This window comes from Bacillus sp. MMSF_3353 (assembly GCF_030733445.1).
Classification (GTDB): domain Bacteria; phylum Bacillota; class Bacilli; order Bacillales; family Bacillaceae_G; genus Bacillus_A; species Bacillus_A wiedmannii.
The window spans coordinates 1-15,634 of record NZ_JASHJA010000052.1 but is presented as its reverse complement, the minus strand read 5'-3'; the positions used below and the strand labels follow the sequence as shown (position 1 = coordinate 15,634).

Below are 15,634 nucleotides of genomic sequence, written 5' to 3'. Positions count from 1 at the left end.
AGTTAGTTTGTCTAGCATCTAAAAATAAAAATTGACGTTTCACGTTGTTTGTTTCGTTCAGTTTTCAAAGAACTACTCGGTCGCTCATTTGCGACTCCCTTATATTAACATCTTCATGTTTCAATGTCAACTAAGTTTTTTATTTCGTTTGCCGCGTTCTGCGTTATTGCATCGGCGACTTGTCCTATATTACACCTCTATACTCTAATCGTCAACATATTTTTCTAAAAAAATATAAAAAGGCTTATTTCTTTTAAAATAAGCCTTTTTATCAAATATCATTCTATTCATTTATTATTTTTCTATAATTGGTAACGAGACGATAAACTGAATAATACCATCCTCATATTCTGCTCGAATACTACCACCTTGCAGCTCAACAATACTTTTCGCAATCGCTAATCCAAGTCCCGATCCTTCTGTTACTCTACTTCTAGATTGATCCTTCTTATAAAAACGTTCAAACAAACTCCCTAGCTCTTCTCTCGTAAACTCTTCACTATGATTCGCAATTACAATTTGTATATCCCGGCGCTGCCTTTGAAGAGAAACTTTTATCTCCCCATCATCTTTACTATACTTAATCGCGTTCATTAATAGATTATCAAATACACGTACCATCTTTTCCGAATCAACCGCTGCATAGGCACGTTCCTCAGGAAACTTCTTAACAAACGCAAGTCCATGCTCTTCTGCCTGCGGTACTAACTCTTCTATTAATTGCTCCAATAACTCATTTATACAAACCTCTTGTTTTTCTAATACAACTTGCTCATTTGTTAACTTCGTATACTCAAATAAATCTTCTATTAAATTCTTTAACTGCTCCGACTTCGCAAAAGCAATTCTCGTATACTCATCATGTTGTTCTTTATTTTCATATTTAGAATCTCGAAGTAATCGCAAGTAACCCATAATAGAAGTCAGTGGTGTACGCAAATCGTGAGATACATTCGTAATAAGCTCATTCTTTTGCTTCTCTAATTTACGTTCCTTTTCTATATTATTCATAAGCTCTTCTGCCATATTATTAATATTCTCAGTTAAAGACGCAATCTCGTCCTCACCTTTCTTCTCAATACGATACGCTAAGTTGCCTTTTTCTATTTCCTTTACACCTTGTGCCATCGCTTCAATTTGCTTCATCTTTCTCTTTGTTATATAGAAGAAAGAGAAAATAAATACGAGTACACCTATGCAAAATGGAAACGGCCCTTCTTGCGTATCATATATTACTTCACCTTCTGGAATCCCACTAACAAACATGTATAAATTCTTATCTTCTATTGTAATAGGTGCAAAAGCTATAAATTCTTTTCTTGTACTTTCAAATGCATCTTGGCCATTTGAATAGTTGATCGCAAAGGATGCTGCATTACGAATCGTATTATGCAAATCAATTTGCTCTTCTTGCGCCTGCTTCGTTTTATATAAAACTTTACCGCTCTCGTCAGTAACCAATATTTTTAAAGCTCTAGGTCCTCGCTCTAAACTTTGGTTCTCCCTTTCGATCATATCGGATATAGCTTCTAATTTATTTTCATGAACCGAACTATTTGCCGCTCCTTGAGCTTGTTGATTAATCTCCTCCATACCAGCCCGATAATCGATCATCGCCTTCCGATTCGCATTCTCAAAAAACGGCGCTGCTGCCTTTGCTGACAAAAGACCTAATAGCGCACAAGCAGTAAACGCAGTAATAAGTTGAATTCGCACACTCCGTTTCACACTCTTCATTATCTTTCCAATTAATTCTCGAAATTTCCTAACATAAGTAAATGGATTAAATATCTTTTTCAATCTTATACCCCACTCCCCATACTGTTTTTATATATATTGGCTTCCTTGGATTCTCCTCAATCTTTTCACGCACTTTCCGAATATGAACCATTACCGTGTTATCCGACTGGAAAGATCTTTCGTTCCAAACCTTTTCATAAATTTGTTCCGCGCTAAAGACCATCCCCGGATTACGAGCTAGTAATTCTAAAATCGAAAATTCCCTCGGGGTCAGTTTCACTTCTTCTCCATCCACAATGACTGTATGAGTGGAGATGTTTATTTTCATCTCTCCAATTTCTAACTCGTCCTCATTTTGAAGAGCAAAACCATTCATCTTCATATAACGACGTAACTGAGATTTAATCCTTGCGATTAACTCTAACGGATTAAATGGTTTCGTTACGTAATCATCTGCACCTGTTGTTAATCCTAAAATTTTATCCATATCTTGCGTTTTCGCAGAAAGCATAATAATCGGCATTTCTTTCGATTCTCTTACTTTCATACACATATGAATACCATCTACCTTTGGCATCATAATATCTAATACGACTAGATGTACTTCATTTTCTTCTAGTAAACGTAATCCTTCTTCTCCGTCTCCTGCTTGCAACACTTTATATCCTTCATTCTTTAAATAGATTGTAATAAGATTTCTAATTTCTTTTTCATCATCTACGACAAGTATTGTTTCGTGCGCCACAATATCTCCCCCATCACTTTTTTAATCCCTAACTTCTATTATAGGAAAACTTCTGAAGAAAAACGCTCGGAAATCCTTAAGATTTTCTGAAGACGCAAAAAAGGTCTAGACTCCCCTTAAGTCTAGACCTTTCAAAAAACCCCTTTTATTTACGAACGTAGATGAAATATAGTACGAATAAAACTCCCATAACATACATAATTGGATGAATCTCTTTACGACGACCACTTACTACCATTGTAATTGGATAGAAGATAAACCCGATTGCAATCCCTGTCGCAATACTATACGTAAGTGGCATTGAAATGATTGTAAAGAATGCTGGTACTGCAATCTCGAATTTCTTCCAATCAATTTCGCCTAAAGATGAAACCATCAAGATCCCTACAATAATTAATGCTGGCGCTGTTACAGCTGGTGTTACAACGCTTAATAATGGCGAGAAGAATAGTGCCAGCAAGAAGAACCCCGCTGTTACAACTGCTGTAAATCCAGAACGTCCACCCGCTGCTACCCCTGCAGAAGATTCAATGTAAGACGTTGTTGTTGATGTACCTAAGATCGCACCGATTACAGTTGCAATCGCATCTGCAAATAATGCTTTTCCTGCACGTGGTAATTTATTGTTCTTCATTAATCCAGCTTGATTCGCAACCGCTACAAGTGTACCTGCTGTATCAAAGAAATCGATAAAGAAGAACGTTATAATAACAATCACCATTTGAACAGTGAAAATATCTCCGAAGTGAGTTAACGCCACACCGAACGTTGGTTCTAGACTCGGTATTGCTCCCACTACAGCTTTTGGAGTATCAATTAATCCTGTCGCTACTCCTAAAATTGCTGTAAGAATCATACCGTAGAACACTGCACCATTAACTTTCTTAATCATGAAGATGATTGTAGTAACAACCCCGAAGATTGCTAGTAACGTTGTGCCCTTTGTTAAATCCCCCAACCCAACAAGAACAGCATCATTTTTCACGATAATTCCGGCATTTTGGAAGCCAAGGAAGGCAATGAATAATCCGATACCTGCCGCTACTGCAAACTTTAACTCTGATGGAATTGCATTAATGATTTTTTCACGAATACCTGAAGCTGTAAGAATAATAAAGATAATACCTGACATTAACGTTCCAGCAATTGCTGTCTGCCATGGAATACCCATCGTTAACACTGCCGTATAAGCAAAGAACGCGTTAATTCCCATACCCGGCGCCAAAGCAATCGGATACTTCGCGAATATCCCCATAATTAACGAACCAATCGCTGCTGCTAATGCTGTAGCAACGAATACTGCACCCGGATCCATTCCTGTACCTGCTGGTAACCCTTTAACATTTCCAAGTGACAGCGTAGCAGGATTGACAAATAGTACATAAGCCATAGATAAAAATGTCGTTAAACCTGCTATGAACTCTGTTTTATAATTTGTACCGAGTTCATCAAACTGAAAATAGCGTTTCATCTTACGTTTCCCCCGTTATATGATTACTCGCCGTAATCTCCTAGCCCTCTTTTATCTATTAAAAATAAAAAAGGCTTCCATTGCATATACATGGAAGCGTTCTATGAATAAAGACAAGTTTACCCTCATCTTTATCTAAACGCCTCGTAGTCAAGCCATTTACGGTAGCTAGGTAGAAACTTTCGGGCCATATCCCCGATATTATACGACGGCATAATATTCACTTTTCGTTTGAATTACATACTCATATTAACTCGATGAAGTAGTTTTGTCAATTTAAAAACGAACATTTTTACAAACTTTTGCATTTTCGTTCGTATTAAGAGCAAAACACAAAAGATCCATCTATGCATGAGCAATAGATGGATCTTTTTTTATAATACTATTCCCACTCGATAGTTGCTGGTGGCTTACTTGTTATATCATACACGATACGGTTAACGTGTTTTACTTCGTTTACGATACGTACAGAGATTTTCTCTAATACGTCCCAAGGGATACGTGCCCAGTCAGCTGTCATACCGTCGATAGATGTTACTGCGCGGATACCTACTGTGTAATCGTAAGTACGCTCATCACCCATAACACCTACGCTACGCATACCAGGAAGCGCAGTGAAGTATTGCCAAACTTCGCGGTCTAAGCCCGCTTTAATAATTTCTTCACGTAAAATCGCATCAGATTCACGAACGATTTCTAATTTCTCTTCTGTGATTTCACCTAATACACGAATACCAAGACCAGGGCCTGGGAATGGTTGACGCCATACGATTTCATCAGGAATTCCTAGTTCTGATCCTAATACACGTACTTCATCTTTAAATAACGTGTTTAAAGGCTCAATTAATTTGAACTGCATGTCTTCTGGAAGACCACCAACGTTATGGTGAGATTTAATTGTTTGTGCAGTTGCTGTACCACTTTCAACGATGTCTGTATAAAGTGTACCTTGCGCTAGGAAGTCCATTCCTTGTAATTTAGAAGCTTCATCATCAAATACGTAAATGAATTCATTACCGATGATTTTACGTTTTTGTTCTGGATCTTCTACACCTTTTAACTTGTTCATGAAGCGTTCTTGTGCATCCACTTTAATAACGTTCATGTGGAAGCCTTCGCTGAATGTTTTCATAACGCCTTCTGCTTCACCTTTGCGAAGTAAGCCGTGGTCAACGAAAATACATGTTAATTGATCGCCGATTGCTTTATGAATTAATACTGCTACAACAGAAGAGTCTACACCGCCGCTAAGTGCGCATAGTACTTTTTTGTCTCCAACAGTTTCACGGATTTTCTCTAATTCTACTTCGATAAAGTTCTCCATGTTCCATCCTTCAGAACAACCACATACGCCGAATACGAAGTTTTTAATTAAATCGTTACCGTGCTCAGAATGACGTACTTCTGGGTGGAATTGTACACCGTATAAGTTTTTGTCTTCATTGCTCATACCAGCAATTGGACAAGACTCACTTGTTGCATCTACTACGAATCCTTCAGGTAAACCAGTTACTAAGTCACCATGGCTCATCCATACAACTTGCTCTTCTGGAAGGTTCGCATATAATTTTGATTCGTTCTCTACTTTAAGAACAGCTTTTCCGTACTCACGGTGGTTTGCACGTTCTACTTTCCCACCGAAGTGTTGCGTCATAAGCTGCATACCGTAACAAATACCGAAGATCGGTAATCCTAGTTCAAAGATTTTTTCATCACAATGTAATGCGCCTTCACCGTATACACTATTTGGTCCACCAGAGAAGATAATCCCTTTTGGATTCATTGCTTTAATTTCTTCTGCAGTAATTGTATGTGGATGAAGTTCACTGTATACACCGAACTCACGAATTCGACGTGCTATTAACTGATTGTACTGACTCCCAAAATCTAAAACGATAATTGTATCATGCTGCTTCTTCAAAATAATCACCCCAACGTTAGTTCTCGTATATAAATATTTTTACCAATTAGGCAAAAAGCATTACTAATATAATAAAAAAAGCCAGTCCTCCGCCTCTAGTCTCATAACAAAGAAAAGGCAGGGGTCTGGCTTTATAAAGAAAGATAGTCTTCCACTCTTTATAAATATAAGACGCACTGCCTTCATAGTCAGGTTGTTTACGGTAACCCGGTAGAGACTCTCAAACCATATCATCGAGGATATATGAAGGATTTTTTTATATTATCTCCCTAGATTCTAACAATGAAGTATCGATATGGTCAAGAGAGAAAGCGACAAAATTCTACAGAAATTAATTTCCTTTTCTAAAAAACATAAAAAAACATCCATTTCTATATAGAAATGGATGTTTTTCGAGCAAACGGAATTACATCATTCCGCCCATACCGCCCATGCCCATGCCGCCCATGTCAGGCATTGCTGGTGCATTTGGTTCTGGCTTATCAGCAACTACAGCTTCAGTCGTTAAGAACATAGCTGCAACAGATGCTGCGTTTTGAAGTGCAGAACGAGTTACTTTAGCTGGATCTACGATACCAGTTTCAAGCATGTTAACCCACTCGCCAGTAGCTGCGTTGAAACCAACGCCTACTTTTTCGCCTTTTAGACGCTCTACAACTACAGATCCTTCTAGACCAGCGTTGATTGCGATTTGACGAACTGGCTCTTCTAGCGCGCGAAGTACGATGTTGATACCTGTTGCTTCGTCGCCTTCAGCTACGATAGAAGCTACTTTCGTGTATACGTTCATAAGTGAAGTACCACCACCTGCAACGATACCTTCTTCTACTGCTGCACGAGTTGAGTTAAGTGCATCTTCAATGCGAAGTTTGCGCTCTTTTAACTCAGTTTCAGTTGCTGCACCTACTTTAATTACTGCTACGCCACCTGCAAGTTTTGCAAGACGCTCTTGTAATTTTTCACGATCGAATTCAGAAGTAGTTTCTTCTAATTGCGCGCGGATTTGACCGATGCGAGCTTCGATTTGTTGTGAATTTCCGATACCTTCAACTACAGTTGTGTTTTCTTTCGTTACAACAACTTTACCAGCACGTCCTAAAGATTCAATTGTAGCAGATTTTAAGTCACGACCTAATTCTTCAGTGATTACTTCGCCACCAGTTAAGATTGCGATATCTTCTAGCATTGCTTTACGACGGTCACCAAATCCAGGAGCTTTAACAGCTACTACATTGAATGTACCACGAAGTTTGTTCACTACTAATGTAGCTAAAGCTTCGCCTTCTACGTCTTCAGCGATGATAAGAAGTGGTTTACCTTGTTGTACCACTTGCTCTAATACTGGTAAGATTTCTTGGATGTTAGAAATCTTCTTATCAGTAATTAAGATGTATGGGTTATCAAGAACTGCTTCCATTTTGTCAGAATCAGTAATCATGTAAGGAGATGCATATCCACGATCAAATTGCATACCTTCTACTACGTCTAATTCTGTTGTAAATCCTTTAGATTCTTCTAAAGTAATAACGCCGTCGTTACCAACGCGCTCCATTGCTTCAGCGATTAATTGACCTACTTCTTCGTCAGCTGCAGAAATGGCAGCTACTTGTGCGATAGAAGATTTGCCTTCGATTGGTTTAGAAATCTCTTTTAATTCTGCAATTGCAGCAGTAACAGCTTTTTCGATACCTTTACGAAGACCCATTGGGTTCGCACCAGCTGTTACGTTTTTAAGCCCTTCACGAATCATAGCTTGTGCTAATACAGTTGCAGTTGTTGTTCCGTCACCAGCTACATCATTTGTTTTGCTAGCAACTTCTGCTACTAATTTTGCACCCATGTTTTCGAATGCATCTTCTAATTCGATTTCTTTTGCGATTGTTACACCATCATTTGTAATAAGTGGTGAACCAAATTTTTTCTCAAGTACAACGTTACGACCTTTTGGTCCAAGCGTTACTTTTACTGCGTTTGCAAGAGTGTCGACACCGCGAAGCATCGAACGACGTGCTTCTTCACTAAATTTAATATCTTTTGCCATAATAATTGACCCCCTTGAATTTTTTAAGATTTATATAATTAACCGATAACTGCTAAAATGTCACTTTCACGTAAAATCAAGTAGTCAGTACCTTCATATTTTACTTCAGTACCTGCATATTTTGAGAAGATGATAAGATCACCTGCAGCTACCTCTAGAGCAACACGCTCACCATTTTCAAGCACTCGACCAGTACCTACTGCAATAACTTTACCCTCTTGTGGTTTTTCTTTTGCAGTGTCTGGTAATACAATACCACTTGCTGTTTTTTCTTCTGCTTGAACAAGCTCAATTACAACGCGATCACCTAATGGCTTTAGCATGAAAAATAACCTCCTCATTTTGTTATGTAAATTTTATTTATTAGCACTCAAGTCACCCGAGTGCTAACACACTTATAATAATAAATAATCTCAATTTCTTTTGCAAGTAAAAAAATCATAATTTTTTCGCAAATTAAGCTATACACTTTTCTATATAGAGTCCCTCTTCTTCTACCTTTACTATATGAATCGTTGTTTCCCCTACTCGTATGTTACAATATGAAAGGACACCCTAAGTTGTTTTCGCTATACACACAACTTTCTCCTGTCTTCTATTATAATTTCAAATAAGGATTTACGAAAAAAACATAATTTAAGCGAGGTTTATATCGTAGGTAGCATACTTACATGTTATCCTACCTTATCTCATACACTAGAGTTAGAAAGGATGGTTAAACCATTTGAAAAAACAATATTGGTGGGTTATCGTTACATACATTTTAATGCAGTTATCATCCATTGCTGGATTACCACTTCTGCTGAAAACTGGACTTTATGATAACAGGGGATTTACTAGAGAAGAGAAATTTCAACTCATAACTGGCCACTGGGCAATCATTAGCTTCTTTATTGCATTATGTATCGTACTTTGGTTACTTAGAACAGATATTCGTGACAGACGTTTAGATACAATGCGCTCTACTGTTCCAGCTACGATTGGTTGGATTTTTATCGGGTTCTTCCTAGCATTTTTCTCACAAAGTATTGCCGGTATGATAGAAATGCGTGTATTAGGAATTAAACCTGGATCAGAAAATACAGCAAGACTTATGGATATCGCAAAAACGACACCTTGGTTCCTTATCGTTATCTCTATAATAGGACCTATTTTGGAAGAAATCGTATTTAGAAAAATTTTATTTGGTACACTTTATAAGAAGTTTAACTTCTTTATTGCTGCTATCATTAGTTCTCTTGTATTCGCAGCAATTCATTTTGATTTCACTCACTTATTGGTATACACTTCTATGGGACTCGTATTCGCCTTTTTATATGTAAAAACGAAGCGTATTATCGTCCCTATCGCAGCTCATGTTGCAATGAATACATTAGTTGCATTTGCTCAAGTTTTAATGAGCAATGAACAAATTCAAGAAATGATTAAAGAAGCTGAAAAAATGCAAGGCTTTATCGGAGGATTTTTAGTATGAGGAACTCACCATTGTTCATGGCTGCATTGTACTTCCTTCTAGGATGTATCTTTACACGCTTCGCCATTACGAACGTAACAGATACAATCTGGAATATGTGGACAATACTATTTGCAGTTATGGCAACAATTGATTTTAATTTGGCACTTCGCCTTATCTTAGTTAAATTCACAAAGAAAAAACAATAATAAAACGCAGAGGTCGCTTCCTCTGCGTTTTATTGTGGATAATTCTTTAAAAAGTAAACAAGTGTTTGTAACTCTACCGCTAAATCAATATGGTGAATTCTTATATTATCTGACACATTTAAGCGCGCTGGTGTGAAATTTAAAATACCATGCACGTTCGTTTCTGCCAATCTATCTGCTACAGATTGTGCTACTGTAGCGGGTACTGTTAATATTGCCACTTGTATATCAGTTGATAAACGTTCTTCTAATTCATCTAAATGATATACAGGAATGCCCCCGATTTCTGTCCCGACTTTCTCTTCACTAACATCAAACGCCATTTCAATTTTTGTATTATTGTTTTTCGTGAAATTATAATGTAAGAAAGCGGTCCCTAAATTACCTACTCCAATAAGTGCTACACGTGTTATATCATCTTGGTCGAGTGTTTCACGGAAAAATGATAATAAATAATTTACGTTATATCCATAACCTTTTTTCCCTAACGCTCCAAAATATGAAAAATCTCTTCGAATCGTTGCGGAATCAACTTTTACCGCTTCACTCAATTCGGCTGATGAAACACGTTGCTTACCAGAAAGAGATAAGTTTTGGATAAATCGATAGTATAGAGGCAATCGTTTGGCAGTGGCCTGTGGAATTTTTTGCTGCTCCATATAACCTCTCCTCTCTTCCTATCTTTATTCATATACTTGAATCAAATACAGAAGTTTAGCACTCATGAATTTCCCTGTATAATAAAGAGAAGAAGTATTCTCTCTTTATTTTAAACTATACACTATTTTTAGTATGATTGAGAAATATAAACATGGCAAAGTTAAGAAATTATTTGAGGTGAAAACATTGATTTTATTACAAGTAAACGCGCTTACGAAATTATACGGTGCCGAAACGATTCTTGCAAACATAAAATTGGAAGTTCAAACGAAAGATCGTATCGCATTAGTCGGACGAAATGGGGCCGGAAAATCTACACTATTAAAAATAATAGCTGGTGAGCTATCTCATGATGGTGGCGAAATTATAAAACCAAAAGATGTCTCAATCGGATATTTAGCTCAAAATACCGGGTTAGAAACGTCTTTAACAATTTGGGATGAAATGTTAACCGTCTTTACACACTTGCAGCAAATGGAGACAAAACTTCGAAGGCTAGAGCAAGAGATGGGAAAAGAAGAAAACTTTTCAAACGAGGCTACATATGAAAGATTATTAGCTGATTATGACCAATTGCAATTAGATTATAAAGATCAAGGTGGATATCAATATGAAGCAGATATTCGCTCGATTTTAAGTGGTCTTGGCTTCCCAGTTGAAACGCACCAGACGACGATTTCTACATTAAGCGGTGGACAAAAAACACGATTAGCTCTTGGTAAATTATTATTAACGAAACCAGACCTACTTATTTTGGACGAGCCTACAAACCATTTAGACATCGAAACATTAACATGGCTTGAACAATATTTACAAGGCTATCCTGGCGCAATACTAATCGTTTCCCATGACCGTTATTTCTTAGATAAACTCGTTACACAAGTATATGAAATTTCGAATAAAGAAAGCAGACGATTTGTTGGTAACTACAGTAAATATTTAGACTTAAAATCAGCATTATACGAGCAAGACATGAAACGTTATGAAAAACAACAAGATGAAATCGCTAAGCTTGAGGATTTCGTTCAAAAAAATATAGCGCGCGCATCTACGACAAAACGTGCTCAAAGCCGTCGTAAACAATTAGATAGAATGGAATTATTGACTAGACCATTAGGTGATTCTAAGTCAGCATCCTTCCACTTCGATATCGAAAAACAAAGTGGAAATGATGTTTTACAAGTAAAGGATGCAACTATCGGCTATGATGATGATCCGATTATTGAACATGTAACTATGCGCTTAACTCGCGGGGATAGCGTTGCTTTAGTTGGTCCAAACGGAATTGGAAAATCCACATTATTAAAATCACTTGTGAATAAGTTACCACTATTAAATGGTGATGTTTCTTTCGGATCCAATGTATCTGTTGGTTATTATGATCAAGAACAAGCAAACTTAACATCTTCTAAGCGAGTTTTAAATGAGTTATGGGATGAATATCCATTGCAGCCCGAAAAAGAAATTCGCACGATATTAGGTAACTTCTTATTTACAGGGGATGATGTACTAAAACCAGTATCTTCTCTTAGTGGTGGACAAAAAGCTCGATTAGCTCTTGCAAAACTTATGATGCAAAAATCAAATTTATTAATTCTCGATGAACCTACGAACCATCTTGATTTAAATAGTAAAGAAATTTTGGAGAATGCTTTAATTGATTATCCAGGCACCCTTCTATTTGTTTCACATGACCGCTACTTTATTAATCGTGTAACGACGACCGTTGTTGAGTTGTCAACAGAAGGTGCACAAGAGTATTTAGGCGATTACGATTACTATGTGGAGAAGAAAAATGAAATGATTGAACGTGCAGCATTTGAACAACAAGAACAGCAAGAAAACCAAGCACCTGTTCAAAAAACTGTAGCGCAAGAAAAATTAAATTATCTCGAAGAAAAAGAGCGTAAACAATTAGAACGTCAACGCACTCGAAAAATTGAGGAACTAGAACAAAATATTGTAGAATTTGAAGAAGAAATTGCTACGTTAGAAGATCAACTTTGCTTACCAGAAATATACGCAGATTATGAAAAGGCTAGTGAAATTACAACGAAAAAGCAAATACTACAAGAGCAACTTGATGCTTGTATGGCAGAATGGGAAGAATTACATTTATAAGAGTATGAATAAGAAGGATGTCTCATAAGTCGGGATTTTTGACTATGCGACATCCTTTTTATCTTCTAGCTGGGGTATAAACGATTCGACACGACATACCGATTTACCGACAAAGTTTGACAATGTTGGCTCGCCCCTATAATAAGGGCACATTTCAAAATGTTTTTTAGAGATATCTTCTTGCGATTTATTTCCCAAAAAAGAATACATTCAAAGGTCAGACTTCTTCTGCTTTATCCACAGGTTTATACACATATCCACCTTTATAAAATAAACCCCAAAATAACTTTTCCACATTATCCACAACTCCCAAAAAAGTTATCAACATTTTATATACACAATAAAACCCACATTATCAACAGATAATATGGGTTTTATCCACAAGCTGTGGTTAATTTTGTGCATAACTATTCTTCAATATCTAATCCTGGATTTGCATTTAGAGCTAATGTAGCACGTTTTCCTTGTTCATATGCAATTGTACCTGCGGCTGCAATCATCGCTGCATTATCGGTACATAAAGATAGTGGAGGAATAATTAGCTCGATATTTTCTTTTGTCGCAAATTCCGCTTCCAAACGTGCGCGAAGTCCTTTATTCGCAGCTACTCCACCAGCAAGAAGCAGTTGCTTTACGTTATACGCTTCTGCTGCACGAGATGCTTTCGTTACAAGCACATCTATTACACTCGCTTGGAAACTTGCTGCTAAATCTTCCGGTGCAATTTCTATCCCGCGTTGTTTCGCGTTATGCACAGTGTTGATAACTGCTGATTTCAATCCACTGAAACTGAAATCATACGAATCAGGTTCTAGCCATGCACGAGGCAAATCGATTGTCGGTTCCCCTTCATGTGCAAGGCGATCAATGTGAGGACCACCTGGATATGGCATGGATAATGTTCGAGCTACTTTATCATATGCCTCTCCAGCTGCATCATCTCTTGTTTCACCAATCACTTCGAATGAACCATGTTCTTTCATATAAACAAGCTCCGTATGTCCACCAGATACAACAAGTGATAGTAGTGGGAATTGAACTTCTTTTACTAAACGGTTCGCATAAATGTGCCCAGCTATATGATGAACACCCACTAGAGGAATATCATGTGCAAAAGCCACTGCTTTCGCTGCATTTACCCCTATTAAAAGCGCTCCTACTAACCCAGGTCCTTCTGTTACAGCAATTGCATCAATATCATCAAATGTGATATTTGCTTCTTTTAAAGCTTCTTCTAACACAACTGTAATTTCTTCTACATGATGACGGGATGCAATCTCTGGTACAACTCCGCCAAAACGTTTATGACTTTCAATTTGTGATGCAACGACATTCGCAATAATTTCCGTTCCATTTTTAACAACTGCTACTGCTGTTTCATCACAACTTGTTTCAATACCAAGTATAATCGTATTTTTTTCCATTATATATTCACCCACATTACGAGACCATCTTCCTGATTGTCTGCATAGTATCGTTTACGAATTCCACCATTTTGAAATCCGTATTTTCTGTATAACTGTTTTGCTACTTCATTTGATACACGTACTTCAAGCGTCATCGTTTTTACCCCTAAATCTTTCGCTTCGGAAATAACTTCTTTCAATAAAGCATCCCCTAGCTTTTGACCTCTGTATTCTGGCAAAATAGCTACATTTGTTATATGTGATTCATCAATAATTATCCACAATCCACAATACCCAATTACACGACCATCTTTTTCTAGCACAACATAATGTGCATGTTCATTCGTCGTTAACTCACGGTGAAAGGCATCTGCAGTCCAAGGAGTTGAAAAAGACGCTTCTTCAATAGCTACAATTTGAGCGATATCATCGAGTTCCATCTTCCTAAATATCATATCCATCTTCTGCAAGCTCCTACTTGTTTTGACTTTCTAACCACTTTGTTTCAGCTTCAGCTAAACGAAGATAACTAGGAACAAATGAATGTACATCTTGTTCTTCTTTTTGTAACCCTAAGAAAGCTAACTCACTTGGTCTTGGGTTATTTTTAGTGAAGGGAGCAAATACAGCTTGGTTGCCTAAATGTTCGATAATCGTCTCTTTGTGCAGTTTAACATCGTTACCAATAAATAAAACAGGCTTTCCTGTATCTTTTAACATTTGCAACCAGTCTACAATAAGGATGATTCGGTCTTCTTCTATAGAAGTTAAATGCTCTCCTTCATATGTATATAACCCAGTATAAATTTGTCCGCGTCTTCCATCGAATAAAGGACAGATTAATCCATCAAAATTAGCACCGTTTGCAGCCACTACTTCTAAACTTGATACACCTACAATTGGTATTTGAAGTGACCAAGCTAATGTTTTTGCAGCTGTCACACCTATGCGAACACCTGTATATGATCCAGGTCCAGCAGCTACAACTATTTTAGTTAATTCTTTCGGTTTTACACCACATTCTTTTAACAATTTCTCTACAGCTGGCATAAGACGTACAGAATGGTTTTTTGTTAAGTTTGTAATGATTTCCCCAATTACGTTTCCTTCCTCAATAAGGGATACACCCATTACGTAATTTGAAGTATCAATTGCTAGTACTTTCATCTTGTAATAGCTCCTCACATAATCTAATATATCGATCTCCAATTGGCTCGAGTACAATTTTCCTTGTATCATCTCCAGCATGGAATAAACTAATTTGTAACTTCTCATTCGGTAAAAATGCTTCTATTAAATGAGCCCATTCTACTACGGTAATTCCTTCACCGTAGAAATACTCATCAAAACCTAAGTCCTCTTCACTTTCTGCTAAGCGATACACGTCCATATGATATAGCGGCAATCTCCCTTTATATTCTTTAATAATATTAAAGGTAGGACTATTTACAACTCTTTTCACTCCAAGACCTTTTGCTAGTCCTTTTGTAAAAGTTGTCTTACCAGCCCCTAGATCTCCTTCTAAAATAATTACATCTTGTGCCCCGACAAGTCCACCTAGTTTTTCTGATAATCTTTGTGTTTCCTCAGAAGAGTTTGTTGTTATTTCATATTTACTCACAGACTTCACCTACTTTACTCACAATGTTCTCTGCTCTTTATTATACAGGTTTTGAATATATAAAAAAGTCCTTAGGAGTTTTCCTAAGGATAGTTTGACTGTCTTTATTAGTTTTTTGTTAAAACAAATAAAAAAATACGAAACAACATGTTTCGTTCTTTTCTTTATATAAAATGGCGGTCCCGACCGGGGTCGAACCGGCGATCTCCTGCGTGACAGGCAGGCATGTTAACCACTACACCACGG

General features: G+C 37.2%; 14 protein-coding genes and 2 riboswitches. Of the genes, 3 read left to right on the top strand and 11 right to left on the bottom strand.

All coding sequences use genetic code 11. The features are described 5' to 3' along the window. Positions 1-294: 294 nt before the first annotated feature. The 6 genes from RBB48_RS30325 to groES form a co-directional block, all read right to left on the bottom strand. A complete protein-coding gene (locus RBB48_RS30325; protein WP_088610257.1) occupies positions 295-1,800 on the bottom strand; it encodes a sensor histidine kinase in 1,506 nt (501 codons plus the stop codon). Further along, positions 1,784-2,485: a response regulator transcription factor gene (locus RBB48_RS30320; RefSeq protein WP_087981820.1), complete on the bottom strand. Its 702-nt coding sequence runs from the start codon at positions 2,483-2,485 to the stop codon at positions 1,784-1,786. The genes RBB48_RS30325 and RBB48_RS30320 overlap by 17 nt, the downstream gene beginning before the upstream one ends. A gap of 145 nt (positions 2,486-2,630) precedes the next feature. Then, on the bottom strand, positions 2,631-3,956 hold the full coding sequence (locus RBB48_RS30315; RefSeq protein ID WP_000833097.1) for an NCS2 family permease: 1,326 nt from the start codon (positions 3,954-3,956) through the stop codon (positions 2,631-2,633). Positions 3,957-4,083: 127 nt separating this feature from the next. Beyond that, a riboswitch (purine riboswitch) is annotated at positions 4,084-4,185 on the bottom strand. Between the two features lie 153 nt (positions 4,186-4,338). Further along, positions 4,339-5,877, bottom strand: coding sequence for a glutamine-hydrolyzing GMP synthase (gene guaA / locus RBB48_RS30310; protein WP_098133539.1), 1,539 nt, complete (start codon positions 5,875-5,877; stop codon positions 4,339-4,341). Between the two features lie 165 nt (positions 5,878-6,042). Next, positions 6,043-6,144, bottom strand: a riboswitch (purine riboswitch). A gap of 139 nt (positions 6,145-6,283) precedes the next feature. Beyond that, positions 6,284-7,918: a chaperonin GroEL gene (gene groL, locus RBB48_RS30305; protein ID WP_001029984.1), complete on the bottom strand. Its 1,635-nt coding sequence runs from the start codon at positions 7,916-7,918 to the stop codon at positions 6,284-6,286. Positions 7,919-7,956: 38 nt separating this feature from the next. Next, the gene (groES, locus tag RBB48_RS30300; RefSeq protein WP_000917306.1) at positions 7,957-8,241 is read right to left on the bottom strand and encodes a co-chaperone GroES; all 285 of its coding nucleotides are present in this window, start codon (positions 8,239-8,241) and stop codon (positions 7,957-7,959) included. A gap of 401 nt (positions 8,242-8,642) precedes the next feature. Here groES and RBB48_RS30295 point away from each other — a divergent pair, with 401 nt between their 5' ends. Together RBB48_RS30295 and RBB48_RS30290 are read left to right on the top strand one after the other, a co-directional pair. Continuing rightward, entirely contained in the window at positions 8,643-9,392 is a 750-nt protein-coding gene (locus tag RBB48_RS30295) for a CPBP family intramembrane glutamic endopeptidase (RefSeq protein WP_097891679.1), read from the top strand. Continuing rightward, complete coding sequence (locus tag RBB48_RS30290; protein ID WP_001246201.1) at positions 9,389-9,580, top strand: YdiK family protein; 192 nt, start codon at positions 9,389-9,391, stop codon at positions 9,578-9,580. Before RBB48_RS30295 ends, RBB48_RS30290 begins: the two co-directional genes overlap by 4 nt. 29 nt (positions 9,581-9,609) lie before the next feature. Here the strand turns inward: RBB48_RS30290 and RBB48_RS30285 are convergent, their stop codons facing one another. Next, positions 9,610-10,239 (bottom strand): redox-sensing transcriptional repressor Rex, encoded by a 630-nt coding sequence (locus RBB48_RS30285; RefSeq protein ID WP_000437704.1) that lies wholly within the window; start codon positions 10,237-10,239, stop codon positions 9,610-9,612. Positions 10,240-10,426: 187 nt separating this feature from the next. On the opposite strand from RBB48_RS30285, the gene RBB48_RS30280 reads away from it, so the two are divergent. After that, positions 10,427-12,361: an ABC-F family ATP-binding cassette domain-containing protein gene (locus RBB48_RS30280; RefSeq protein ID WP_215559077.1), complete on the top strand. Its 1,935-nt coding sequence runs from the start codon at positions 10,427-10,429 to the stop codon at positions 12,359-12,361. A gap of 407 nt (positions 12,362-12,768) precedes the next feature. Here RBB48_RS30280 and tsaD read toward each other — a convergent pair whose 3' ends face one another. The 4 genes from tsaD to tsaE are packed head-to-tail and all read right to left on the bottom strand — an operon-like array spanning position 12,769 to position 15,388. After that, entirely contained in the window at positions 12,769-13,785 is a 1,017-nt protein-coding gene (gene tsaD, locus RBB48_RS30275; RefSeq protein ID WP_000414582.1) for a tRNA (adenosine(37)-N6)-threonylcarbamoyltransferase complex transferase subunit TsaD, read from the bottom strand. Then, positions 13,785-14,228 (bottom strand): ribosomal protein S18-alanine N-acetyltransferase, encoded by a 444-nt coding sequence (rimI, locus tag RBB48_RS30270; RefSeq protein WP_000367200.1) that lies wholly within the window; start codon positions 14,226-14,228, stop codon positions 13,785-13,787. The genes tsaD and rimI overlap by 1 nt, the downstream gene beginning before the upstream one ends. Positions 14,229-14,241: 13 nt before the next feature. After that, positions 14,242-14,934: a tRNA (adenosine(37)-N6)-threonylcarbamoyltransferase complex dimerization subunit type 1 TsaB gene (gene tsaB / locus RBB48_RS30265; RefSeq protein ID WP_048542995.1), complete on the bottom strand. Its 693-nt coding sequence runs from the start codon at positions 14,932-14,934 to the stop codon at positions 14,242-14,244. Continuing rightward, positions 14,915-15,388 (bottom strand): tRNA (adenosine(37)-N6)-threonylcarbamoyltransferase complex ATPase subunit type 1 TsaE, encoded by a 474-nt coding sequence (gene tsaE, locus RBB48_RS30260; protein ID WP_000049636.1) that lies wholly within the window; start codon positions 15,386-15,388, stop codon positions 14,915-14,917. The genes tsaB and tsaE overlap by 20 nt, the downstream gene beginning before the upstream one ends. Between the last annotated feature and the right edge of the window lie 246 nt (positions 15,389-15,634).